Annotated in this window: 22 protein-coding genes and 1 pseudogene; 9 read left to right on the top strand and 14 right to left on the bottom strand. The window is 71.9% G+C overall.

What is annotated here, in order from left to right; genetic code table 11:
• Nucleotides 1-4 precede the first annotated feature (4 nt).
• From mftD to mftA, 8 genes are read right to left on the bottom strand one after another with little or no spacing between them, the layout of a single operon-like run.
• On the bottom strand, nt 5-1,198 hold the full coding sequence (gene mftD / locus ACWEOE_RS33175) for a pre-mycofactocin synthase MftD (RefSeq protein WP_452016186.1): 1,194 nt from the start codon (nt 1,196-1,198) through the stop codon (nt 5-7).
• Nucleotides 1,195-2,601: a mycofactocin biosynthesis glycosyltransferase MftF gene (gene mftF, locus ACWEOE_RS33170; protein ID WP_452016184.1), complete on the bottom strand. Its 1,407-nt coding sequence runs from the start codon at nt 2,599-2,601 to the stop codon at nt 1,195-1,197. The genes mftD and mftF overlap by 4 nt, the downstream gene beginning before the upstream one ends.
• On the bottom strand, nt 2,598-3,371 hold the full coding sequence (locus tag ACWEOE_RS33165) for a hypothetical protein (protein WP_452016182.1): 774 nt from the start codon (nt 3,369-3,371) through the stop codon (nt 2,598-2,600). Before ACWEOE_RS33165 ends, mftF begins: the two co-directional genes overlap by 4 nt.
• On the bottom strand, nt 3,368-4,147 hold the full coding sequence (locus ACWEOE_RS33160; RefSeq protein ID WP_452016180.1) for a mycofactocin-coupled SDR family oxidoreductase: 780 nt from the start codon (nt 4,145-4,147) through the stop codon (nt 3,368-3,370). Before ACWEOE_RS33160 ends, ACWEOE_RS33165 begins: the two co-directional genes overlap by 4 nt.
• On the bottom strand, nt 4,144-4,818 hold the full coding sequence (gene mftE, locus ACWEOE_RS33155) for a mycofactocin biosynthesis peptidyl-dipeptidase MftE (protein WP_452016178.1): 675 nt from the start codon (nt 4,816-4,818) through the stop codon (nt 4,144-4,146). Before mftE ends, ACWEOE_RS33160 begins: the two co-directional genes overlap by 4 nt.
• A gap of 3 nt (nt 4,819-4,821) precedes the next feature.
• The gene (gene mftC / locus ACWEOE_RS33150; protein WP_452016176.1) at nt 4,822-5,991 is read right to left on the bottom strand and encodes a mycofactocin radical SAM maturase; all 1,170 of its coding nucleotides are present in this window, start codon (nt 5,989-5,991) and stop codon (nt 4,822-4,824) included.
• The gene (gene mftB, locus ACWEOE_RS33145; protein ID WP_452016174.1) at nt 5,991-6,278 is read right to left on the bottom strand and encodes a mycofactocin biosynthesis chaperone MftB; all 288 of its coding nucleotides are present in this window, start codon (nt 6,276-6,278) and stop codon (nt 5,991-5,993) included. Before mftB ends, mftC begins: the two co-directional genes overlap by 1 nt.
• Nucleotides 6,268-6,360, bottom strand: a complete 93-nt coding sequence (gene mftA, locus ACWEOE_RS33140) for a mycofactocin precursor MftA (RefSeq protein WP_452016172.1) — start codon at nt 6,358-6,360, stop codon at nt 6,268-6,270. The genes mftB and mftA overlap by 11 nt, the downstream gene beginning before the upstream one ends.
• 72 nt (nt 6,361-6,432) lie before the next feature.
• Between mftA and mftR the strand changes: the two genes are divergently transcribed.
• On the top strand, nt 6,433-7,059 hold the full coding sequence (gene mftR, locus ACWEOE_RS33135) for a mycofactocin system transcriptional regulator (protein ID WP_452016170.1): 627 nt from the start codon (nt 6,433-6,435) through the stop codon (nt 7,057-7,059).
• Here the strand turns inward: mftR and ACWEOE_RS33130 are convergent.
• Together ACWEOE_RS33130 and ACWEOE_RS33125 are read right to left on the bottom strand one after the other, a co-directional pair.
• Entirely contained in the window at nt 7,051-7,866 is an 816-nt protein-coding gene (locus tag ACWEOE_RS33130) for an HpcH/HpaI aldolase/citrate lyase family protein (RefSeq protein WP_452016168.1), read from the bottom strand. The genes mftR and ACWEOE_RS33130 overlap by 9 nt on opposite strands.
• A 20-nt stretch (nt 7,867-7,886) precedes the next feature.
• Nucleotides 7,887-8,891 carry a MaoC family dehydratase gene (locus tag ACWEOE_RS33125; protein WP_452016166.1) on the bottom strand — a complete coding sequence of 335 codons (1,005 nt, stop codon included), beginning with the start codon at nt 8,889-8,891 and terminating at the stop codon, nt 7,887-7,889.
• Between the two features lie 365 nt (nt 8,892-9,256).
• Between ACWEOE_RS33125 and ACWEOE_RS33120 the strand changes: the two genes are divergently transcribed.
• Both ACWEOE_RS33120 and ACWEOE_RS33115 read left to right on the top strand, forming a co-directional pair.
• Nucleotides 9,257-10,411 (top strand): acyl-CoA dehydrogenase family protein, encoded by a 1,155-nt coding sequence (locus ACWEOE_RS33120; RefSeq protein WP_452016164.1) that lies wholly within the window; start codon nt 9,257-9,259, stop codon nt 10,409-10,411.
• A 40-nt stretch (nt 10,412-10,451) separates the two neighbouring features.
• Complete coding sequence (locus ACWEOE_RS33115) at nt 10,452-11,201, top strand: GntR family transcriptional regulator (protein WP_452016162.1); 750 nt, start codon at nt 10,452-10,454, stop codon at nt 11,199-11,201.
• A 419-nt stretch (nt 11,202-11,620) separates the two neighbouring features.
• On the opposite strand, the gene ACWEOE_RS33110 is transcribed toward ACWEOE_RS33115, so the two are convergent.
• The gene (locus tag ACWEOE_RS33110; protein WP_452016160.1) at nt 11,621-12,004 is read right to left on the bottom strand and encodes a MerR family transcriptional regulator; all 384 of its coding nucleotides are present in this window, start codon (nt 12,002-12,004) and stop codon (nt 11,621-11,623) included.
• 97 nt (nt 12,005-12,101) lie between these two features.
• On the opposite strand from ACWEOE_RS33110, the gene ACWEOE_RS33105 reads away from it, so the two are divergent.
• Nucleotides 12,102-13,055 (top strand): TIGR03619 family F420-dependent LLM class oxidoreductase, encoded by a 954-nt coding sequence (locus tag ACWEOE_RS33105; protein WP_452016158.1) that lies wholly within the window; start codon nt 12,102-12,104, stop codon nt 13,053-13,055.
• A gap of 151 nt (nt 13,056-13,206) precedes the next feature.
• Nucleotides 13,207-16,047, top strand: a complete 2,841-nt coding sequence (locus ACWEOE_RS33100; protein WP_452016156.1) for an FAD-binding and (Fe-S)-binding domain-containing protein — start codon at nt 13,207-13,209, stop codon at nt 16,045-16,047.
• A 135-nt stretch (nt 16,048-16,182) separates the two neighbouring features.
• Here ACWEOE_RS33100 and ACWEOE_RS33095 read toward each other — a convergent pair whose 3' ends face one another.
• The 3 genes and pseudogenes from ACWEOE_RS33095 to ACWEOE_RS33085 form a co-directional block, all read right to left on the bottom strand.
• Nucleotides 16,183-17,094: an SAM-dependent methyltransferase gene (locus tag ACWEOE_RS33095; RefSeq protein ID WP_452016154.1), complete on the bottom strand. Its 912-nt coding sequence runs from the start codon at nt 17,092-17,094 to the stop codon at nt 16,183-16,185.
• Between the two features lie 61 nt (nt 17,095-17,155).
• The gene (locus tag ACWEOE_RS33090; protein ID WP_452016152.1) at nt 17,156-17,707 is read right to left on the bottom strand and encodes a hypothetical protein; all 552 of its coding nucleotides are present in this window, start codon (nt 17,705-17,707) and stop codon (nt 17,156-17,158) included.
• A gap of 331 nt (nt 17,708-18,038) precedes the next feature.
• Nucleotides 18,039-18,653 (bottom strand): annotated as a pseudogene (locus tag ACWEOE_RS33085) (glycosyltransferase family 39 protein); the annotation flags it as partial.
• A 599-nt stretch (nt 18,654-19,252) separates the two neighbouring features.
• On the opposite strand from ACWEOE_RS33085, the gene ACWEOE_RS33080 reads away from it, so the two are divergent.
• The 4 genes from ACWEOE_RS33080 (at nt 19,253) to ACWEOE_RS33065 (ending at nt 23,718) form a co-directional block, all read left to right on the top strand.
• Entirely contained in the window at nt 19,253-19,675 is a 423-nt protein-coding gene (locus tag ACWEOE_RS33080; protein WP_452016150.1) for a roadblock/LC7 domain-containing protein, read from the top strand.
• Nucleotides 19,676-19,727: 52 nt separating this feature from the next.
• Nucleotides 19,728-20,099 carry a hypothetical protein gene (locus tag ACWEOE_RS33075; RefSeq protein WP_452016302.1) on the top strand — a complete coding sequence of 124 codons (372 nt, stop codon included), beginning with the start codon at nt 19,728-19,730 and terminating at the stop codon, nt 20,097-20,099.
• Nucleotides 20,100-20,126: 27 nt separating this feature from the next.
• Nucleotides 20,127-20,795, top strand: a complete 669-nt coding sequence (locus ACWEOE_RS33070) for a hypothetical protein (protein ID WP_452016148.1) — start codon at nt 20,127-20,129, stop codon at nt 20,793-20,795.
• A 145-nt stretch (nt 20,796-20,940) separates the two neighbouring features.
• The gene (locus ACWEOE_RS33065; protein WP_452016146.1) at nt 20,941-23,718 is read left to right on the top strand and encodes a glycosyl hydrolase 2 galactose-binding domain-containing protein; all 2,778 of its coding nucleotides are present in this window, start codon (nt 20,941-20,943) and stop codon (nt 23,716-23,718) included.
• The last annotated feature ends 121 nt before the right edge of the window (nt 23,719-23,839 follow it).

The following is a 23,839-nucleotide window of genomic DNA, read 5'->3' as shown; positions in this document are numbered from 1 at the left end:
CTGTTCAGTGCAGCACGGCCGCCGGGTTCGTGCCCAGGGCGGGGGTGAAGCCGGCGGGGATCACGAGGTCGGCCGGGGTCAGGTCGTGCACGCTGCGGTGGCCGAGGGCCAGCAGGGTGGAGTCGATGCCGCCCCGCAGGACGTCGAGGACGTTTTCCACGCCGACCTGGCCGCCGGCGGCGAGGCCCCAGAGGTAGGCGCGACCGATGAGGACGGCGCGGGCACCGAGAGCCAGGGCCTTGACGACGTCGCTGCCTCGGCGGATCCCGCCGTCGAGGAGGACTTCGACCTGGTCGCCGACGGCGGTGGCGATGGCGGGAAGGGCGCGGATGGTGGCGGGGGTGCCGTCTAGGTTGTTGCCGCCGTGGTTGGACACGGAGATGGCGCTGACGCCGGCGTCGACGGCGCGGCGGGCTTCGTCGACGCGGATCACGCCCTTGAGGAGGAAGGGGCCGTCCCACTGGGCCCGCAGCCAGGCGACGTCGTCCCAGGTGGGCGGGGTGGTGTGCATCCACTGGCCGTAGGCGCCGAAGAAGGTGGGTGCGGTGCCGCCGGGTGGGGTCATGTTGGGCACGGTGAGGTCGGGCAGGCGGCGGGTGCGCGCGAACCGGTAGAGCCAGCGTGGGTGGGTGAGGCCTTCGGGGGCGAAGCGGAGCAGTTCGCGCGGGGTGAGCTTGTCGGGGATGTGCGGGCTGCCCCAGTCGCGGCTGTGGGAGAAGGACCAGTCGAGGGTGAGGATGATCCCGGCGGCGCCGGCGGTCCGGGCGCGGTCGAGGCGGCCCACGATGTCGTCGCGGGTGCCGGTCCAGTAGACCTGGAAGTAGGTGTTCGGGTTGGCGGCGACGACGTCTTCGATCGGCTTGCTGCCGAAGGAGGACAGGCCCATCGACGTGCCGCGCGCGGCGGCCGCGCGGGCCACGGCGACCTCGCCGTCGGGGTGCACGGCCTGCACGCCGGTGGGGGAGATGAGCACGGGCAGGGACACGTCGCGGCCGAGGACCGTCGTGGCGAGTTCGCGCTGCGCGTGGTGCCCGGCGGTACGGGGCGCGAAGCCGAGCTCGTCGAACGCGTTGAGGTTGTCCTGCAGCGTCAGGCCTTTTTCCGAGCCGGCGATCAGTGCCGAGTAGACGGACGCGGGCAGGCGCTTCTTCGCGCGCCGCTGGGCTTCGGCGACGGACTCGAACCAGGTGTTGCTCATCGGTGTTCCTCACGGTCGATGCGAAGGGGCCGCCAGGCGATGCGCGGGCGCAGCGGCGCGGCGGTGCGGTGGGTGAGGCAGCCGGCCCAGACGCCGGCGCCGTAGGCGAGGTCGTCGGCGATCGCGGCGGCGCTGTAGCGCACCGGATCGAGGTCGGGGCGGCGGCCGAGCCACGCGGCGAGCGGCGGGCCCAACAGCAGCGACGCGGCGGCGAGTCGGTGGCGCCCGCCCGCGACCAGGAGCGCCGCGAGCGCCGGTGCCGCGAACTGCGTGCCGTAGCGGCCGGTGCCGAGCCACGTCTGGTGCACGGCGGTGGCCGTGGCGCGGGTGACGCCGGCGGTCGGGATGTCCTGTGAGCGCAGGGTTTCGCGCATGCCCAGCACTGCCGCGGCGAACCCGGCGGCGGCGACCAGGGGCTTTCGGGCCAGTAGCCCCGCGACGGTGAGTGCCGGCCACGGGTGCAGCACGAGTGGCGCCGTCGCCTCGGGGTGGCGCTCGGCGAGCGGGGCCGCGGAGGTGCCGTAGCGGAACCGGCGGGCCAGTAGTCCGCGCCAGGTCGCCGGCTCTTCGTGTCCGATGTGGACGGACGGGTCGTAGCGCACCCTCAGCCCCGCGTTGTGCAGCCGCCACACCAGGTCGACGTCCTCGCCGACCCGCATGGTTTCGTCGAAGGTGTGGTGGGCCAGTGCTTCCCGGCGGACCACGAGGGCGGCGGTCGGCACGTAGGACACGCGGGTTCCGGGCACGACGCGGCCGGGCCGGTCGCCCAGGTCGAGGCTGCCGGCCGCGCGGGTGTAGCGCCCGGCCCAGCCGTCGGGCGCCAACGGCCGGATCCGCGGGGCGACCGCGGCGAGCAACGGATCGGCGAAGTGGGGGGCGAGCCGGTCAGTCCACTCGGGACTCGGCACGCAGTCGCTGTCGAGGAACGCCACGAGGTTCGTGGAGACGTGCTCGAGCGCGGTGTTGCGCGCGGCGCCCGGACCCCCGTTGACCTGGCGGCGCACGAGTTTCGCCCCGTGCCCGGCCGCCACCGAGGCCACCGCGGCGGCATCGGCCGACGCGTCGTCCACGACCAGCACCGGGTGGCGTCCGTCGAGCGCCCCGAGACACCGCCCGAGCGCCGCGGCCCGATCGTGCACCGGGACGACGATGGTGAGATCCGGCGGTTTCGCGCTCGGCGGCGGGACGGGGTGGGCGAGGCCGGCGTCGGTGAACTTGCGTGCGAGGGCACCGGTCGCGGGGGAGTCGACGGGCCCGTTCTGCAGCCGGCGCCACGCTTCCTGCCCGGCGGCGGTCAGCCGGAGGACACGCGCGGGGGAGCCACCGAACCACAGCGCGTCGGTCAGCTGCTGGGTGCCGGTGTCGAGTTCGAGGCGGAACCCGTGGGGGAGGGGTGGGGTCACTGGGCCGGCCTTCCGTTCGCGGGTTTGACGGAGTCGGTCGCGGCGTCGCCATCGGGGTGGGTGAGGTGCGTTGGTATGGCGGCGATTTCGGCTGGGTCGGCGGACGGTGTGGGTGGTTGCCGGGCTGGTGTGGCGGTGGTTTGGGGCAGGGTCGCAGGATGATCCCTGTTGGCGGGGATGACCGAGGTGGTCACGGCGCCGCTATCGGGGTGGGTGAGGTGCGTTGGTATGGCGACGACTTCGGCTGGGTCGGCGCACGGTGTGGGTGGTTGCCGGGCTGGTGTGGCGGTGGTTTGGGGCAGGGCCGCTGAATGATTCCTGTTGGCGGAGATGACCGAGCTGGTCACGGCGGCGCCGATGGGGTTGGTGAGAAGGCCCGCCACGGCGGCGACTTCGGCGGGGTTGAGGAGCCGGGCGAGTGGTTGCCGGGCTGGCATGGCCGTGGTCAGGGGCCGGGTCGCTGACTGATCCCCGTCGACGGGGAGGGCCGAGGCGGTCGCGGCACCGCGATCGGGGTCGGCGAGGAAGGCCAGCACGGCGGCGACTTCGGCTGGGTCGGCGGACGGTGTGGGTGGTTGCCGGGCTGGCAGGGCGGTGATCTGGGGCAGGGTCGCTGAATGGTCCCCGCCGCCGGCGGGGACGACCGAGCCGGGCACAGCACCGCCGTCGGGGTCGGTGAGAAGGCCCGCCACGGCGGCGACCATGGCGGGGTCGACGAGTAGCGCGAGTGGTTGCCCGGCTGGTGTGGCCGTGGCTTGGGTCAGGGTCACAGGGCCAGACCTCCGTCCACGGGCACGACCGAGCCGGTCATGCCGCTGCTGTCCGGCCCGGCGAGGAACGCCAGCACGGCGGCGACCTCAGCCGGATCGAGGAGCCGGCCCACCGGCTGCTGCGAGGCGAACGCGGCGGCCGAGGGCAGGTCGTAGAGACGGGCGCTCTCGGCGAGGATCGGGGTGTCGGTGGAGCCCGGGCTGACGGCGTTGGCGGTGACGCCGCTGTCGCTGAGTTCCACGCCGAGGGCGCGGACCAGGCCGGCGACCCCGGCTTTGGCGGCGCAGTACGCGGCGAGCATCGGCAGCCCGCGCGTCGCGGCCGCGGAGGCCACGGCGAGGAAGCGGCCCGAGCGCGGGGCCGGGCGGCGCAGCAGCGCCGGAATGGCCGCGCGGGCCAGGTTCACGACGCCGCGCAGGTCGGTGTCGAGGACGGCGTCCTCCTGGTCCTCGGGCACCTCCCACAGCGGCCGGCCGCCGGCGATGACGCCGGCGGCGGCGATGGCGGCGTCGAGGCCGCCCCAGCGGGATTCGGCGGCGGCGACCGCGGCGGTGAGGGCGGCGCGGTCGCGGACGTCGGCGGTGTGCGCGAGAACGTTCGGGTGTCCGGTCACAGTGGACAGTTCCGCCGCGGAGCCCATCGCGTACGGCAGGGCGGGGTCGTCGGCGGCGAGGTCCACCGCCAGCACTCGCCAGCCCTGCTCGGCCAGCCGGAGCGTGGTCGCCGCGCCGATACCGCGGGCGGCGCCCGTCACGAGGGCGACGCGCGGGGTCACCGGGCCACCCAGGTCTCGACGTGGGTGAGCAGCTGCGTGTCCAGTTCCTTCAGCAGGACCACGCCGTCCTCGGCCGTGGCGTGGGTCGGGTCGCCGAGGACGCCGGTGTCCGTGACCGCGCGGACGCCGCCGGAACACAGCAGCGGCAGCAACTCGCGCAGGGGCCGGGTGTCGCCGCGGACCGCGCGCGCCATGTGCACCGAGCCAGGCCGCAACGTCAGCTGCAGCGCCGTTTCCGCCGCCCCGGCGTGGGGTTCCCCCGGCCAGCGCGGCTCGAAGACCGAGACGTCCCGGGACTCCGCGACGAGCGTGGCCGCGGCGGCCCGGACGGGTTCGGCGTTGCCGCCGTGCGCGGAGACGAACAGCACCCGGCCGAAGGTTTCCGTGGCGGACCGGCCCAGTTCGAGCAGGAGCAGCTCGGTGGCGGCCCGCCCGATCGACAGCGTGCCGGCGAACCCGGCGTGCTCGCCGCTGGAGCCGTACGGCACGGCCGGCGCCACCACCACGTCGGGCCGGGCCGCGGCGAGCCGGTCGCACAACGCCAGCGCGACGTCGGTGTCCGTGCTCACCGGCAGGTGCGGGCCGTGCTGCTCGGTGGCGCCGATCGGGACGGCCAGGATCGCCCCGGCCCGGCGCGCGACGTCCGGGGACGTCAGGTCGGACAGCCGCATGCGTCAGCGCTCGAGGCCGGCGAGCGGGCTCTCGTCGCACGCTCGTTCGGGTGGTCGGCGCAGGCCGATGGTCACCGGGACCGGGCCGGTGCGGTGCGAGTGGTCCAGCGACGGTTTCGGCGCACTTCCCGGCGTGACCCCGGCGAGCGCGAGCTCACCCCGGCCGCGCACGCATTCGGGGTCCGGGCCGTCAAGCGGCAGGCCGGTGAAGAACTTCGCCGCCATGCAGCCGCCGCGGCACGAGTCATACGCCGAGCACGAAGTGCACGCGCCGCCGGTCTGCGAGCTGCGCAGTTCGGTGAACAGTTCGGACTCCCGCCACACGGGCGCGAACCCGGCGTCGCGGATGTTGCCGGCGAGGAACGTGTCGTGGATGGCGAACGGGCACGCGTAGACATCGCCGACCGGATCGACCAGGCACACCACGCGCCCGGCGCCGCACAGGTTGAGCCCCGGGAGCCCGCCTTCGCCGTACCCCGCGAGGTGGAAGAACGAGTCGCCGGTGAGCACGTTGTCCCCGTGGGCGACGAGCCAGTCGTAGAGCTCGCGCTGCTGCTCGGCCGTCGGGTGCAGCTCGTCCCACACGTCGGCGCCGCGGCCCGAGGGACGCAGGCGGGTCAGGCGCAGCTGGGCGCCGTGGCGGTCGGCGATGGCCTTGAACGCATCCAGCTGCCCGGCGTTGCGGCGAGTGACCACAACGGACACTTTGAAGTCCTTGAAACCCGCGTCACGCAAGCGTTCCATCGCGCGTAGCGCGGTGCGGTACGAGCCGGGGCCGCGCACCGCGTCGTTGACCTCCTCGGTGGCGCCGTCGAGGGAGATTTGCACGTCGACGTAGTCGCTCGCGGCGAGCTTGCGCGCGACCTCGTCGGTGATCTTGATGCCGTTGGTGGAGAACTTCACGCCGACGTGGTGCTCGGTCGCGTAGTCGACCAGTTCCCAGAAATCGGGCCGCACGGTCGGCTCGCCGCCGCCGATGTTCACGTAGAACACCTGCATGCGCTCGAACTCGTCGATCAGCGCCTTGCACTCGGCCGTGCTCAGCTCCCGTGGGTCGCGCCGCCCGGAAGAAGAAAGGCAGTGCACGCACGACAGGTTGCACGCGTAGGTGAGTTCCCAGGTGAGGCAGATCGGCGCGTCGAGCCCGTACTGGAATTCGTCGACCAGCGACATCACACGCTCCTCGGGCGGATCATCAGCGACTGGGCCAGCGTGGCCAGAGCCCGCTCGTAGCGGGGCAGTTCTGCCGGCGCCACACCGGCTTCGGCGCACGCGGCGCGCGCGGTCGGCTGCTGGGGCAGGGCGCGCACGACGGCCAGCAACGTCGGGTTCTTCAGGAACGACAGGCGGCGCGTGCCGAAGTGGTAGAGCAGCGCGCCGAACCGCTCGGGCCGGACGGACACCCGGGAGTCGAGCTCCCAGGCGCCGTCCAGCTCGAACGGCGCGGTGTCAGTAGACACCGCACATGCCGTCGATCGAGACCTCTTCGACGAGCAGGTCCTCGGCCACCACAACGTCTTCGACCTCGGGGGTTTCGCTCATTCGTGGCTCCTTCGACACGTATCACGAATTTTCGACACTATGTGACGAATATAGGTAGAGTAACGTCACTGCGTGACGAAAAACAAGTCCCGCCGCGGCCGCCCGCCGGCCACGAGTGCCCGCGAGCTGGAGGTCATCGCTCTCGAACTGTTCACCGAACAGGGCTTCGAGGAGACGACCGTCGACCAGATCGCCTCGGCCGCGGGCGTCACGCGGCGTACGTTCTTCCGGTACTACGATGCCAAATCCGACGTGCTGTGGAACGAGTTCGACCACGAGGTCGAGACGATCCGGTCGGTGCTGGCCGGCATGCCGGAAGACCTGCCGGTGCTCGAGGCCGTGCGCCGCGCGGTGCTGGAGGCCAACCACTACCGCGCCGAGGACGTGCCGGAGCTGCGCCTGCGCATGAGCCTGCTCAGCACGGTCCCCGACCTCGCCGCCAGCGCCACGATCCACTACGACGCCTGGGAACGAGCCATCGCCGACTTCGTCGCGCAGCGCATCGGCCAGCCCACCGATTCGCTGTACCCGCTGGCGGTCGGGCGCTCGGTCCTTGCCGCCTGCCGCGCGGCCTACGAACGCTGGTCCGCGCGCGCCGACGCCGATCTCACGGTGTACCTCGACGCCGCGTTGCGCGCGCTGGGCGCGGGGTTCACCGACGACGTGCTGACGAAGGAACCCGACCCCGGGTCAGGCTGAGCTCGCGGCCCGGTTCAGCAACCGCTCCGCCCGCAGGAGCACCGGGTGGTCGACCATCTGGCCGTCGACCGCGCTCGCGCCTCCGCTCGCGGCGGCCACGACGGTGCGGGCCCACTCCAGCTCGGTCTCGGTGGGTGCCAACGCCTCGTGCACCCGCGGTACCTGACGAGGGTGCACGCAGAGCTTTCCGGTGAACCCCAAGAGCTTCGCGCGCCGGACGTCCGCGGCCAGCACGTCGGGATCGTCGAGCGCGGTGGTCACGCCGTCGATCGGTGGCGCGCTGCCGGCCGCCGCGGCCGCGAGCACGAGGGAGACCCGGGCCTGCTCGAGCGTCGGCGAGCCGTCCGGAGGCACGCCCAGCTCGACCGAAAGGTCCACGTGCCCGAACGCCAGGCGCACGACCCCCGGCACGGCCGCAACCGCTCGAGCCCCCAGCACCCCGGCGGCGGTCTCGACGAGCGGAACTGCCACGGAGCCCGGCGCGAGCGCCGCGAGCACTCCGGCGAGCGCGTCGGGATCGGCGGCTTTCGGGAGCATCACACTGATCGGCTGCTCGTTCAGCGCGGCGATTTCCTCGGCGTGCCAAGGAGTTCCGGTCGCGTTGAGCCGGACGACCGCGTCGTTGCCGGCCCCGAGCCACTCCACCGCGTTGCGCAACGCCGTGGTCTTGGCCGTCGGTGCGACGGCGTCCTCGAGGTCGATCACGATCGCGTCGGCACCGCTCGCGGCGGCTTTGGCGAAGCGGTCCGGACGGTCGCCGGGGACGAACAGCAGCGTCCGCGCTTCGGCGAGAACTCGGGCGTCCAAGGGGCGTTCCTTTCGTGGGGTCAGGCCAGTACGGCGACGCAGCGCCACAGCAGCACGGGCCGCCCGCCGGTGTTGTCGTCGTGCGCGTCGACCTCGATGCGCAGGTGCACGAGACCGCCCGACGCGAGCGGGGTCAGCCCTTCGACGGTGACGGTGCTGGACAGCAGATCGCCTTCGTGGACCGGGCCGAGGTGGTCGCAGCCGTCCCAGCCGGCCACGGTCACCAGATCGGGCAGCGCGCGCGTCAGCTGGGCCATGGCGAGACCGATCGTGTGACCGCCGTACACGAGCCGCTGCCCGCCGGCGGCCACGCGGTCGTGGTGCACGCGGGCGATGTTGAGCGTGAGCCGCGCCAGCTCGGGCGCCGAGGACACGACGTCCGCCCCGATGACGCGGTACGCGCGCCCGACTTCGAGATCGGCGAACCGCGGCCCGGCGGCCCGGTCGGCGAGCGGTGCGAGATTCCAGCCGTCGATCGTCGCCGCGTAGTCCGCGGGGGTGGGGTTGGTGCCGATGGTGTCGAGGTCGTCGTGGTGGCCGGTGTCGCCGGCGCCCTCGCGCAGCGGGAGCATCGCGCACCGCCAGAAGTCCAGCACCGGACGGCCGTTCTGGTCCGTGGTCTCGATGCGCAACGCCGCGAGACCCGTGGGCGCGCGGCCTTCGCGGGCCCGGTTCTGCCGGAGCCCGACGACCTCGGTGACCGTGGACAGTGTGTCGCCGATGCGGGGTAGCCGGCGCACCACGAAGCCGCGGTAGAAGAGGTTGGCGCGCACGTGGTGGGTCGCGCCCGTCGACTGACCGATCGCGAGGTCCCAGACCAGGGCCGGGTGTGCCAGGGGCGCGCGCCCCGTGACGGCCTCGGCGAGCCCGGCGTCGAGCGGCAGGCGCAGCCGGTCGCCCACGATCGCCTGGTGCAGCGCCGCCTGTCCCTCGGTGAGGGTCACGGCGGGCGCCGAGAACCGCCGGCCCACGGTGAGTTCGTCGAAGTAGGGCCCCTGCACGTCGATCGGGACGCTGGCGGTCACGACACGCTCCTTCAAAATGTACGGCCAAATTCGCTCGCGAGTCTCCCCGTGAGCCGCGGTAAGTGTCAACCGCTCCGTGACGTCTGGTTGACAACGGGTGCGGGTGGTGCGCACTATTGGCCGTACATTTCGTCCCTGGACGGTGAGCATGATTGCGACAGCCGAGGCGCCGGCGCAGCGCTCGCTCGTCGACACGGTGGCCGTGACGCCGGCCGCGCGGCACGACCCGGTCGCCCGGATCGTGACGGGGCTTCCCGCCCTCGGCGAGCACACCGCAACCGTCCTGAGCGAGCTGGGCCGCTCGCCCGCCGGCGTCGTCGCCCTGCGCGCCGCCGGTGTGGTCCGACCGTCCGAAAAGGAGCCTCGTGCACACGTTGAGCCAAGAAGAGCAGGCGATCGTCGACACCGTGGCGGACTTCGTCGACCGTGAAGTCCGTCCGGTGGCCCGCGAGCTGGAGCACGCGAACGAATACCCCGAGAAGCTCATCGTGCAGATGAAGCAGCTCGGCATCTTCGGGCTGGCCGTGCCGGAGCCCTACGGTGAGGTCGCCGTGTCCACGCCGTGCTACGTGCAGGTGACCGAGCAGCTCGCCCGGGGCTGGATGAGCCTCGCGGGCGCGATGGGCGGCCACACCGTGGTGACGAAGCTGCTGGTCGCGTTCGGCACCGAAGAGCAGAAGGAGCGCTACCTGCCGAGGATGGCGACGGGCGAGATCCGCGCGACCATGGCACTGACCGAGCCCGGTGGCGGGTCCGACCTGCAGGCGCTGACCACCTCGGCGCGTCGCGAGGGTGAGGGCTACGTCGTCAACGGCTCGAAGACGTGGATCAGCAACGCCCGCCGGTCGAAGCTCATCGCGCTGCTGTGCCGCACCGATCCGAAGGCCGAGCCGCGGCACAAGGGGATCAGCATCCTGCTCGCGGAGCCCGGCGAGGGCTTCTCGGTCTCGCGCGACCTGCCGAAGCTGGGGTACAAGGGCGTCGAGAGCTGCGAACTGTCCTTTCAGGACTACCGAGCCCCGGCCGACGCGGTGCTGGGCGGCACGGAAGGCCGCGGGTTCGCGCAGATGATGAAGGGCCTGGAGATCGGCCGGATCCAGGTTGCCTCGCGCGCACTCGGTGTGGCGCGGGCGTCGATCGACGACGCGCTGCGCTACGCACAGGAGCGGGAGTCGTTCGGCAAACCCATCTGGCAGCACCAGTCGATCGGGAACTACCTCGCCGACATGGCCACGAAGTACACGGCCGCGCGCCACCTGGTGCTGCACGCCGCCGAGACGTACGACTCAGGGGCGCGCAGCGACCTCGAAGCGGGTATGGCGAAGCTGTTCGCTTCGGAGACGGCCATGGAGATCGCGCTGAACGCCGTGCGCGTGCACGGCGGTTACGGGTACTCCACGGAGTTCGACGTGGAGCGGTACTTCCGCGACGCGCCGCTGATGATCGTGGGCGAGGGCACCAACGAGATCCAGCGCAACGTGATCGTCAGCCAGCTGGTGCAGCGCGGTGGGCTCGGCTGAGCCGGCGCTTGCCCGACCGCGACGGAGCGGAGTGGGACGGATGACCAACAGCGAGCAGCCGGGTGAAGCCGCGTACAAGGTGCTGGCGCGCGAGCTGCGCCACGGCATCCTGCAGCGGCGCTTCGCCGACGGGGTCCGCCTGCCGACGGAGGCCGAGCTCGCCACCGAGCACGGCGTGAGCCGACAGACCGTGCGGCGCGCGTTCCAGGACCTCGTGGCCGACGGCCTCGTGCACCGCGTGCCGGGGCGGGGCACCTTCGCCGCTCCGCGCGAGGGCCAGTACCTGCGGCAGTTCGGCTCCATCGAAGACCTGATGGGGCTCTCGCTCGACACCACGCTCGAAGTGCTGCGTCCGCTGCGGCGCGTGGTGAACGTGGAGGCGGCCAGCCGGCTGCGGCTCGACAGCGACACGGTCCACACCGTGCTGTTCCGCCGGCTACACGACGGAAAACCCTTCTGCCACACCGCCGTCCACCTGCACCCGGCCGCCGGCAGCACCCTCGCCGACGCGCCCGAGCTCGCCACCGCGGGCGCGAGCAGCGAGGTGACGATCATCGGCCTGCTCGACGACCGGCTGCCCGCGCCGATCGCCGAGGCCGACCAGAGCATCACGGCCGCCGCGGCCGACGCCACGCTCGCCGACGCGCTGGAGTGCCCGCCCGGCGCTCCGCTGCTGCGCGTGGACCGCACCTACCTGACAACCGACGGTCAGCCCGTCGAGCTGGCGGTGAACCACTTCCTGCCCGAGCAGTACTCGTACCGGGTCAAGCTCAAGCGCAGCCCGGGTTGACGCCCGGTCCACCCGGGAGGGCGCTTCTCCGCGAACACCCGCGCGCCTTCCTGAACGTCGGCGGAGGAGAACACCGGGTTCATCAACGCGGGCTGCTCGGCCCACGCCTGCTTCACCGTCCAGCCGGGCGCGCGCCGGGAGATCTCCTTGGTCGCCGCGACGGCGAGCCGACCGTTCGCGCCGATCCGGGCGAACGGTTCCTGGGTGCAGCGGGATCAGGTGCGGACATGAGCACCAGCTGCCCACCTTTCGACGCGAGCCCGCGCGCTGACACCCACGGTCGGGGTCCTTCACGCTGATTCGGGCACTCGTGCGTCCATCCGGTCGAGGAGCCGCTCAATGCGCTCGCGGGCTCGGTGTACCGATGGGCCGAGTAGGTCGCGAAACCCCCGACGTCGTGGCTGGCGGGCAGTGCATTTTCAGGAAGTGCCCGCATTCGCCGATTTCACGCTCAGCACCGCCTGCAGGTAGTCGCCGATCGCGTCGCGGTTGCGGGTCAGGAAGTCGATGCGTTCGGACAGGCGGGCTTGTTCGCGGTGCAGGGTCGCGATCATCTCGGTCGTCACGTTGGGGACGTGGATGTCCTTCGGCTTGTCCAGGCACGGCAGGAGCTCCTGGATGATGCGTGTGGGCAGTCCGGAGTCGAGCAGGCCCTTGATCTGCAGCACGACGTCCACGTGGGACTCGCCGTAGTCGCGGTAACCGTTGGGGGTGCGCGCGGGGGTCAGGAGGCCCTGTTCTTCGTAGTAGCGCAGCAGGCGGGTGGACACGCCGGTGCGCTGGGCGAGCTCCCCGATTCGCATGTGCTCCAGCCTACATTGACCTTCACATCGATGTGAAGGTTCAGGCTGGGTGAGTTGGCCGATTCGAAACCGGCCCCCGATCCTCGGAGGAGCTGAAGTGAAACTCGGACTTCGCCTGCCGCAGCGGCTGGGCGTCGACCTGCGGCGTGATCTGGTCGAGGCGGCCGAAACCGCGGAGGCGGCGGGCTACGCCAGTTTGTGGACCTACGAACGCCTGCTTTTCCCGGCGGCGCCGCGCGAACCGTACGCGCCGCCGGACGTGCCGTGGCCGGAAGGCTCGCGGCAGGCCGCCGACCCGTTGGCGGTGCTCACGGTCGCCGCGGCCGTGACGGAGCACGTGCGCCTCGGGACGTCCGTGCTGGTGGCGCCGCTGCACACGCCCGTGCAGCTGGCGAAGGAACTGGCGACGCTCGACCGGATCAGCGGCGGCCGTGTGCTCGCGGGGATGGCCGCCGGCTGGTCCACCGACGAGTTCCAGGCCGCGGGTGTCGCCCGCGCCGATCGCGGCCGGTTCCTCGACGAGACGCTGGACGTCTTCGACGCCGTGTGGGGGCCGGACCCGGTGTCGTTCCGCGGGCCGCGCACGGTGATCGACAACGCCTCGGTCCTGCCCAAGCCCGTCGCGAAGATCCCGGTGCTGCTCGGCGGTGGCGGCAGCAACCTGGGCCGCGACAGCAGTTCGGCGGCCGTGCGGCGCATCGCCCGGCGCGCGGACGGCTGGCTGCCACTGCTCACGACCCCCGGCCCGGCCGGCGCCGCGGCCCTGCGCTCCGAGTGGGACCGCATCCGCGAACTGGCCGCCGGGTACGGCCGCGACGCGAGCCGGATGGAGCTGATCGTGGTCGGCAACGTCACCTTCACCGACCGCCCGCAGGGCCCGGATCGCACCGCGTTCGTCGGCACCCTCGACCAGGTCGAGGAAGACATCCACACGGCCGAAGCGGCCGGTGCGGACGAGCTGATCCTGGACCTGAACCTGCACGACTGGTTCAAGAGCACGCGCCAGATGCTCGACACCGCGGTGCAGATCCCGGCACGGTACGCGGGGTGACGGCGGTCGCCCCGGGCGCACACTGGGACTCGGGCGACCGAGGGCACTCGCTGTGATTCGGCCGGGAACTCGTCGGTAGTCGTTGAAGACTTTGCACGGCGAAGGGCACGCTGAACGCGCCGCGCCCTTCCCGATCGACGAGGATCAGCCGATGACCGTCACCGAGCACGCCGCCGCGTCGGGTCGTTCCGCCGACCTGTTCACCCTGCTGGCCGCCGCGACCGGGGACCCGGCCCTGGTCGGGCACCGGCTCACCGACCGCCTGGCCCACGCGCACGACGCGTCGCACTTCCTGCTGACCCCGAGCGCGGTGGTCACCCCGCGCGGTGCCGACGAGGTCGGCCGGCTGTTCGCCGCGGCGAGCTCGGCCGGGGTCGCGCTCGGGTTCCGGTCCGGGGGCACGAGCCTGTCCGGGCAGGCCGGCACCGACGGCGTGCTCGTCGACACCCGCCGCCACTTCCGCGACATCGAGGTGCTCGACGACGGCGCGCGCGTGCGGGTCGGCCCCGGCGCCACGATCCGGCAGGTGAACGCGCGCCTCGCGCGCCTGGGCCGCAAGCTCGGCCCCGACCCGGCGAGCGAGGTCGCGTGCACCGTCGGCGGCGTCGTGGCGAACAATTCCAGCGGCATGGCCTGCGGCACATGGGCCAACAGCTACGCGACGCTCGACTCGATCGTGCTCGTCCTGCCGTCGGGCACGGTCGTGGACACCGGCGAACGCGACGCCGACGAGCGCCTGCGTGCCGCCGAACCCGAGCTGCACGCCGGGCTGGCGCGGCTGCGCGACCGGGTACGCGGCGACGCGGCGCTGCGCGCGAACGTCGAGCGGCAGTTCTCGATGAAGAACACCATGGGCTACGGCCTCAACTCGCTGCTGGACCACACCGCGCCGGCCGACATCCTGGCCCACCTGGCGGTGGGCAGCGAGGGCACGCTGGCGTTCATCGCATCGGTGGTCCTGCGCACCGTGCCGCTGCACGGGCACGCGCGCACGGGCCTGCTCGTGTTCGACGACCTCGCCGGCGCCACGGGTGTGCTGCCGGCGCTGGTCGCCACCGGCCCCGCGACGATCGAGCTCCTCGACGCCACCTCCCTGCGGGTGGGGCAACGCGACGCCCAGGCCACCGGCGTGCTGCGGGACCTCGCCGTGCGGCAGCACGCGGCGCTGCTCGTCGAGTACCAGGCCGGCACCGCCGAAGAAGTCACCGAGCTGGCCGGAGCCGCCGCTTCGGTGCTGGCGGGCCTGCCGACCTCGACCCCGCAGCTGTCCGCCGACGCGGCAACCCGCGCCGCCCACTGGCACGTGCGCAAAGGCCTGTACGCGATGATCGCCGGCGCGCGTCCGAGCGGTACGACAGCGCTGCTGGAGGACATCGTCGTGCCCGTGCCGGAACTCCTGCCGACGTGCGAGGCGCTCACGGGCCTGTTCCACGTCCACGGCTACCGCGACAGCGTGATCTTCGGCCACGCCAAGGACGGCAACATCCACTTCATGCTCACCGAGCGGCTCGGTGACGGCGGACCGCTGGACCGGTTCGCGGCGTTCACCGACGACATGGTCGACCTCGTGCTCGGGCGCGGTGGCTCGCTCAAGGCCGAGCACGGGACGGGCCGGATGATGGCGCCGTTCGTCCGCCGGCAGTACGGCGACGAGCTCTACGACGTGATGCGCGAGATCAAGCGCCTGTGCGACCCGCGCGGCGTGCTCAACCCGGGCGTGCTCATCGCCGAGGACCCGGGTGGGCACCTGCGTCACCTCAAGGCGGCGCCGCCGGTGGAGGAGGAAGTGGACCGCTGCGTGGAGTGCGGGTTCTGCGAGCCCGTGTGCCCCAGCCGCGACCTGACCACGACTCCACGCCAGCGCATCGTGCTGCGCCGGGAGATCGAACGCGCCCGCTCGGCCGGCGACACAGCGGCGGTCGAGCAGCTGCGGGCCGAGTACGACTACGCCGCGGTGCAGACCTGCGCCGCCGACGGCATGTGCCAGACCGCCTGCCCCGTCACGATCAACACCGGCGACCTGATGAAGCGGCTGCGGGCCGAGGACGTCGGCCGCGCCACGTCGGCGCTGTGGGCCGGCGCCGCCCGGCACTGGGACGGCACCACGCGCGCCGCCGCGGCCGCGCTCACCACCGCTGCTCGCCTGCCCGACAGCCTCGTCACCGGCACCAACGCCCTGGCGCGCAAGGCCGGCGGCGCCGACGCGGTCCCGCTGTGGTCACCCGAACTCCCGAGCGGCGGGCGACGGCGCACCGCCGCCGAGACCGGCGGCGCCGACGCGGTGCTGTTCGCCTCCTGCACCGGCACGATGTTCGGCAGCGAGGGCGTCGGAGCGGCGGCCGCGTTGCGAATTCTCTGCGAGCGTGCCGGAATCCGCCTCACGACGCCGGCCGCGCCCGCTTCGCTGTGCTGCGGCACGCCGTGGAAGTCCAAGGGACTCGAGCGCGGGTACGAGGAGATGGCGCGCCGCGTGCTGCCCGCGTTGTGGACGGCCACGGACGAAGGCCGCATTCCGGTGATCGGCGACGCTTCCTCGTGCAGCGAAGGCGTGCGGCACCTGGTCGAGCAGGGCCCGGAGCGGTTCCGCACGATCCGGGTGGTCGACGCCGTCGAGTTCGTGCGCGACAACGTCCTCGGCCGGCTCACGATCACCGCCCCCGCGGCGACCGTCGCCCTGCACCCGACGTGCTCGGCCACCCGGATGGGCCTGACCGGCGCGCTGCGCGAGCTGACCGAAGCCGTGGCGACCACGGTGACGGTCCCCGACGAGTGGGGCTGTTGCGGCTTCGCGGGCGACCGCGGCCTGCTGCACCCGGAGCTGACGGCGTCGGCCACCGCGCGGCAGGCCCGGGAACTCGCGGCGGCGGGCCCGTTCCAGGCACACGTGTCGTGCAACCGGACGTGCGAGCTCGGGATGACGCGCGCGACGGGGGAGCGCTACGAGCACGTTCTGGAGCTCGTGGAACGAGCTACCCGGCCTGAGCGTCGGTGACCGCGCTCGGCTCGGGCCGAAGATCGACGACGACCCCGGTTCACCACGGCCGCCACACGGCGCCTCGCACGTCCGCTCCACACGCGACTGGTGCCGAGCGGAACAGGGCCGTCAGGAAGCGCTGGTCGGACCACGCTATCCGCCGAGAACGCCCCGGACGTAACGGACCTGGGCAGTGCCCAGCGCGTCGTCGGTCAACGGAGGGAAGTCGTTGGCCTCGAACAGCTCCCGGATGGTGGCGCCGGTCAAGGTCCAGCCGAGGTTGCTGAGATACGGGCCGGCTTCGTTGCGTTCGCCGAAGTAGCGGGCCTGGGCCATGTCGGTGTCGAAACCCTGAGCGCGCCAGGTTTCGGAGATGCGGTCGAGGCGTTCCTTGGTTCGCGCGTCGTCGCCGGGGCGGGGGTTGGGGCGGCTTTCGGTGGCCACGCGGCTGCCGGGCGCGCTGAGGTCGGTGATGGTGTCGAGGAGCCGGTCCTGGGCCTCGGGCGGGAGGTAGCCGAGCAGGCCCTCGGCGCTCCACGCGGTGGGCAGCGCCGGGTCGAAGCCGGCGGTGCGCAGGGCGGCCGGCCAGTCGTCACGCAGGTCGGCGGCGGCCACGCGGCGGTCGGCGGTGGGGGTGGCGCCGAGGTCGGCGAGGGTGCGGGTCTTGAAGGCGACGACCTGCGGCTGGTCGAGCTCGTACACGATCGTCCCGGCCGGCCAGGGCAGGCGGTAGGCGCGGGAGTCCAGGCCGGAGGCCAGGATCACGGCCTGCCTGATGCCCGCGGCGGTCGCGTCGAGGAAAAACGTGTCGTAGAAGCGGGCCCGGACCTGGGCGACGTCGACGAAGATCTCGCCGACCAGCTCGCCCGGCGGCAGTTCTCCCGAGGCGAGCCGGGTGAGGAGCTCGATGCCGACGGCGCGCACGAGGGGCTCGGCGAACGGGTCGTCGAACAGTGATCCCTCGGCGCGGGTCGCGATCGCCCGCGCGGCCGCGGCCATGGTGGCGGTCGCGCCGACGCTGGACGCGAGGTCCCACGTGTCGCCGTCGTGGCGGGGAGAAGCCATGTGCTGACCTGTCTTTCGGTCGCGGGGCAGCTGTCGCCCGTCACTATGCCAAGCCGGGGGATCACGCGTGACGCAGCTGGGGCCACAGCGTGGCCCACGGTTGCGCGGGCGGCGCGCGGACCCAGACCGGCACCCCCTGGTCGAGCCGGTCGAAGCCCTGGCCGGGCCGCGTCGGCGTGACGGCTTGGCGCACGCACTGGGTGTGCAGCGGCGCCGGATCGGTGCCGACGTACACGACTGCCCCCGTCGTGTACGCCGGCGCGCCGAAGTAGGCGAAGCCGCGGTGGGGGCTGTGCGCGGGCGGCATCCCGCGGCCCGAGCCGAACCAGTTCACCGCGCTGGCCTGCCAGTAGTGCTCGGTGACGATCGGCGTGCCCGGTGCGGTCGTGGCGTAGACCTCCGCCACGGTGTCCGTGAAGCCGATCCAGCCTTGTTCGGCCTTGACTTCGAGCGTCGCCGCCGTGGCCCAGGCCGGCGCGGACGGTCCCGTCGCGACCACGCTGATCCCCAGGATCACCAGGGCGGAGAACACCGAGACACGCACCGACGCGATCTTGCGCCACCAGCTGCGGGTACCGGTGAGCCGCGCGGTCGCGGCGGCGGCCCAGCACATCGGGAAGCCCAGCGCAGTAGTAGTAACGGCCCCCGGCGACCAGGCCCACCGCGGCGACGGCGAGCACCGTCCAGCCCAGGAACCGGTACGGCCTGAACCGCTCGTCGCGCAGGAGGACCCAGCAGCGGTAGCCGGCGAGCGCCGCGCCGTCGAGCGCGCCGTTCGACAGCAGCGTCAACGGCAGCGCGGCCGCCTTGCCGCCCGCGAACTGCCCGGTCTCCTGCGCGACGACGGGAACGAGCGTCGCCTGCGGGAACCCGTGCGACCACTGCCAGATCAGGGAGGGCAGGGCACCCAGCCCGCCGAGCACCGCCGGCTTGGCGAGGTGGGGCAGCAGCGCCCGCCGGTGCCTGGTGGCGAGCAGCGCGGCGGCGCAGCACACCCAGAAGACGGCGATCAGCGCTTTGACCGTGAACGCGACCCCCGCGAGCAGGCCCATGCCCCACCACAGGCGGTCGGAGCCGGTCCGGCCCCAGCGCGCCAGCAGCCAGGTGGTGGCGATCCACAACGGGATGTCGAACGTCTGCGTCGCCAGCAGCGACCCGGTGTCCAGCACCCGCGGCGACGCGACGGACACCGCCGCCGTGGCCACCTGTGCCCACCGCCCGCCCCCGAACTCCCGCGCGATCAGCGCGGCCAGTACCACTCCGGCGAAGGACGCGACGATCGCCGGCGCCCACAGGGCCAGTGGCGAACCCCCGCTCGCCTCGGCGGCCCACGCCAGGAACGCCACCAGCAACCCCTGATCGGCGTACCCCCACGACAAGTGCTGCGCTGCGGCGAGGAAGTAGAGCTCGTCACCGTGGTACCCCTGCCGCACGGCCTCCTCCACCAGCGCGACGGCCGTGCCCAGCGCCACCAGAACCACCGGCAGCCACGCCACGGCCGGCCGTGCGACCTCCGCCGGGGCCGCCCGCGAAGCCCTGTCCTGAAGCGCCGTGTCCATTGCTCACCCGCCCTCGGTCCGGGTGCCTCATGATCGACACCGGCGACTATATACGAGAGGTATACCTTGGGTGTATAGATCGCCCTCGCGGGCGTCGGCGACCGGAGGGCCGGGCAAGCGGGAGATGGTCCGACCTGTGACGGGGCAGGAGTAACCCGCCGAAAGGAGTAACTTCGCGCCACGCCGGGGTGCGTGTTGTCACAGTTGTACCTATCGCGCAAGAACGGTACCTCGACATCGGGACAAAGTGGACGAAGCAAGGCCGGTCGACGAACAGTCAATAAGTCGCACCAACTGCCGTCGCAGCAGTTCATCGACGATTTCGAAGATCGGAAACGGTGCATCGTGCCGTCCGGTGATCAATTGACCAGTACTGGACCAATTTCCGAGTTGACTGGCTGTGGTTGCGCCGATCGTGTGATCATGCGACATGATCTTGTGCCCTGGTAGGCCGAGAGTGATTGCGACGGTAGGGTTCCCGGCGCAAGAGCAACCCGAATGGTCGTCGTGTGCTTCGGCCGTGCGGGAGAGTTCGTACCGCGAGTTCACTCGGAGTCAGTACTGGAGTGTGTGGGACCAGGCTGCCTGCGAAATTTGCCGTGCGTGAATCCCGGGCGATCCGTCGTCCTTTTCGATGCAGGAAGAAAGACATAGTGGATTTCGACGCGCTGGGCGCTGAGCTGAGGAAGTTGCGGGAAAACGTCGCCGGGGTCACCGACACGGTGCTCGCGGCGGTCGACGGGATCCCGATCATGGCCGACGCGGACGCCCGCCTCGACCCCGCCAAGCTTTCCGCGCTCGCCGCCGCCGACCTCGGGATCGCGCGGCAGGCGTCGGAAACGTGCGGTCAGGGCACGTTGAAACAGACCGTGGTTTTCAGCAGCGAGGGCTACATGGCCGTCTACGCGATCGGCCGGGTGGCGGTGCTGGTCGTCCTGGGAGACAAGGGACTCAACGTCGGACGCCTGCTGTTCGAGTCCCGGCCGATCATCGAGCGGATCGACTCGATTCTGGCCGCCTAGCCGCTCGCGGCGTACCGGTCCACCACCAGTTCACGAAGGAGTACGTGTGATCATGAACATCGACACCGCTTTGAAAGAGGCCATGTCCATCGCCGGTGCCATCGGCGTCGCGCTCGTCGACTACGACAGCGGGATGTCGCTCGGCACCAGCGGCGGTGGCGACTGGCTGGACCTGGAAGTCGCGGCGGCCGGGAACACCGAGGTCGTGCGGTCGAAACTGCGCGTCATGTCCTCGCTCGCGCTCAACGACAGCATCGAGGACATCCTGATCACCCTGCACCGCCAATACCACCTGATCCGGCTGCTCAATTCCGTCGGATCGCGCAACTCGCTTTTCCTGTACTTGGTTCTGGACCGCGAACGCGCGAATCTCGCGCTGGCGCGCCACTACCTCAAGCGCATTGAAACGGACCTGCAGGTCTAGTTCGCTCCCACCCGCGAGGAGGCGGTGATGCCCGGAGGCGGTTCCAGGGCCGCACTCGGCATCGGCTCGGCGTTCATGACCGACCTCGGATCGCTGTTCCCGGCGAGGATGAGCCTCGCCGGTGACGAGCTGGAGTTCACGTTCGTGCTGTCCGGCGACCCGCCCGGCGACGTGTCCGAGTGGGCGCGGCTGCGTGCGGGGTCCGGACTGGCCGGCCGGGTGCCCCGGTTCTTCGTCGACGCGGGCGGCCGTCGGCTGCGGGTCGAGCTGACCGGGACCGAGGTCCGGGCGTTGATCGTCCCGTCGGCGGACCTGGCCCCGGCGGCGGTGAACGCCCCGCACCTCGGGCGCTGGCAGGACCGGATGACCACGACGGTGCAGCTCGCGGTCGACGAGATCGCCCGGATGCTTTCGCGCTGCCACCACCGGGCCGGCGGCACCGAGCCGTTGATCGACCTCGAGCTCGCCTACGAACCGGACCGCGAGTACCGCACCCGCTTCGCCGAGACCCACGAGCAGCTGCGCGGTTTCCTCGCGCCGGTGCGGCCCGTGCTCGAACTGCGCTGGCGCGCGGCGACGATCCCGCAGCGCAAGGCATTCCTCGACGAGCTGCCGCCCACCTCGCCGGCCCGGCGCTGGTTCCGCCGCAGCCACACGACGAGCATCATGGGGCTCGAGGTCGAGCTGGTGTCCTGACCCGGTTGTGTTGCGGCGAACGGGTTTCCCGGCCGTCCGTGAGGTGTGGACCAACCGCACCGCTGCTTGACAAAGCGTTCACAGCCTGAGAATCATGGAATTCACATGGCGTGTGACAACGTTGTCAAAGCAGCAGGGGAGCGACGTGGCCCGGTTGAATCGCAGACGTTTCCTGTCCGGTGGCATCGCGATCGCCGGGGGCGGCGCCCTCGGGGCGCTCGGCCTGACCGGCACCGCGGGCGCGGCCCCGGCCGGCACCTCGGGTGCCCAGATCACCGGCGGCTGGTCCTTCACCGCCGCTGACGCGACCACCGCGGCGGGCGACCAGTTCGCCAGTGCGCAGCACATCGCCGGCCTGAAGCCGGCCGTCGTGCCGGGCACGCCGCTCACGAGCATGATCGCCAACGGCGACTACCCCGACCCGCTCTACGGCCACATCGTCACCGACACGATCCCGGACACCCTCAAGGACACCGGCTACTGGTACCGCGTCTCCTTCCCCGTCCCCCGGCTGATCCCCGGCCAGCGGTTCTGGCTGCGGTTCGACGGCGTCAACTACCTGGGCACGATCTGGCTCAACGGCACCGAAGTCGGCTCGATCGAGGGTGCGTTCAAGCGCGGCGTGTTCGACGTGACCGACATCGTCGCGAAGGCGCGCGGCATGGCGTACCTGGCCGTGCTGGTGGGAAAACTGGACTACACCGACCCGCCGTCGGCGCCGAGCTACACCAGCGGCGTGACGCGCGGCGGGCGCAACGGCGGCAAGACCGGCATCACTTTGAAGAACGGCCCGACGTTCTTCTGCACCTCCGGCTGGGACTGGCTGCCCACGATCCCCGACCGCGACCTGGGCATCTGGCAGCCGGTCACGTGGTCCACCACCGGTCCCGTGCGGCTGAGCGACGTGCGTGTGGACCCGACGCTCTCGGCCGACCTGCGCACGGCCGAGGTCACCCTCGACCTCGGCCTCGACAGCGTGTTCGCGCAGGCCCGGACCGTGGTGCTGAAGGGATCGCTGGCCGCCCGGGACTTCCGGCGTACGGTCAGCGTGCCGGCGGGCGCGTCGTCGATCACCGTGACCTCGAAGGACGTCGCCGCGCTGCGGCTGGACCACCCGAAGCTCTGGTGGCCCAACGGTTACGGCGACCCCCACCGCTACCGGCTCACGGTCGCCGTCGAGTCCGGGGGACAGGTCAGCGACGAGCGGACGGTGGACTTCGGCGTCCGGCGGATCGAGTACTCCCGGTCGATCCAGTCGCCGTCGGGCTCGCCGGCCGACTGCCTCGCGATCACCGTGAACAACCAGCCGATCCTCGTGATGGGTGGCAACTGGGGCCTCGACGAAGCCCTCAAGCGCATTCCGCGCGACCGCCTGCGCGAGCAGGTCCGGCTGCACCGCGACGCCAACCTCAACCTGATCCGCAACTGGAACGGGCAGAGCAGCACCGAAGGCTTCTACGAGGCGTGCGACGAGTTCGGCATCCTCGTGTGGCAGGACTTCTTCTGCTCGACCGAGGGTCCGCCGCCGGAGGACGTCGCGCGGGACCTGGCGAACATCCGCGACTGCATCGTGCGCTTCCGCAACCACCCGTCGATCCTGCTCTGGTGCGGCGGCAACGAGGGCCCGCCGCCACAGCCGCTCATCGACGGCCTCGACGCGCTGGTCGCCGAGCTCGACCCGAAGCGCGCGGTGCTGACCAGCTCGGCCGGCGACACCGGCGCGAACCCGATCGGCGGCTACACCTCGGGCGGGCCGTACCACTGGGTCGTGCCCAGTGACCACTTCTCCCGCAACGACGGCACGAAGTGGCCGCCGTTCCACAACGAGGTCGGCTCCTACTCGATCCCGACGCTCGAGTTCATGCGGAAGATGCTGCCCGAGTCGTCGTGGGAGCACCCGGACGACTTCTGGGCCGACCGCGACGTGAACGGCAACGGCGGCAACGGCGGCGGTGCCGGCTACCTGCGCCTCACCGCGCAGCGCTACGGCACCGTGGCGAACCTGCCGGACTTCGCGCGCAAGTCGCAGCTGATGAACTACGAGTGCATCAGGGCGATCTACGAGGCCCACGCGGCGAACATGCTCGGCGCCACGCCCGGCAAGCCCTATCCGCGCACGGGCGTGATCATGTGGATGACCAACCCCGCGCAGCCGAGCTTCGTGTGGCAGATGTACAGCCACGACCTCGAGGCGCACTCGGCGTACTACGCGGTGCAGCACGCGTGCCGGCGGGTCAACGTGATCCTCGACCGCCAGACGTTCGACGTGGTGGTGGCCAACCACACCCGGACCGCGGTGCGGGGGACGGTCGCCGTCACGCTGTACGACCTCGACGGAACGGCGTTCGCCGAAACGTCGCTGGCCGTCGGCGAGGCCGGTGCGTCCGGGCACACCGTGGTCGGCAACCTCGCGTCCCAGCTGAAAGCCGCACCCGGCGACGTCGCTTTCGTCCGGCTGGTACTGCGGGAGGGCAAGGAGCTGGTCCGCACCTTCTCGTGGGTCGAGAACCCGGCGCACCCGGCCGGCTTCACGAGCCTGGACACCGCGCCCGCGGCTACCGTCTCCGTGGCAGCCGACGCCCGGCGCGGGCGGGACGGGGTCGAACTGACGGCGGAGGTCGCCAACCTCGGCACCGCCGTGGCCCTGATGCTGCACCTCCAGGTCTACGACACCCGAACCGGCGAACGTGTGCTGCCGGCGACCTTCAGCGACAACTACCTGAACCTGACGGCCGGTGAATCGAGCACCGTCCGCGTACAGCTGACCGCAGAGCAGTCCCGGCGCCACCCCGACCTCGGCGTGCGCCTCGACGGCTGGAAGATCGACCAGCACGCCTCCCGGCTCAAGGGCCACGGTGTCGCGGTGACGTTCAACCAGGCGGCCCTGGACACCCACCCGGCGACGATCATCTTCGGCGGGTGAGCCGCGGCCGGCGTCCGGTCCCGGGACCGGCCCGCTGACCTCGGTAAACTGGAACAGGGACGCCCCCCTTGGGAGGGCAGGGTTCCGGCAAAGTCGTGTGGGCTGGTTGCAGGGCGGGCAC

The organism is Amycolatopsis sp. NPDC004368 (assembly GCF_053602515.1).
This window is presented reverse-complemented; position numbering and strand designations above follow the sequence as displayed.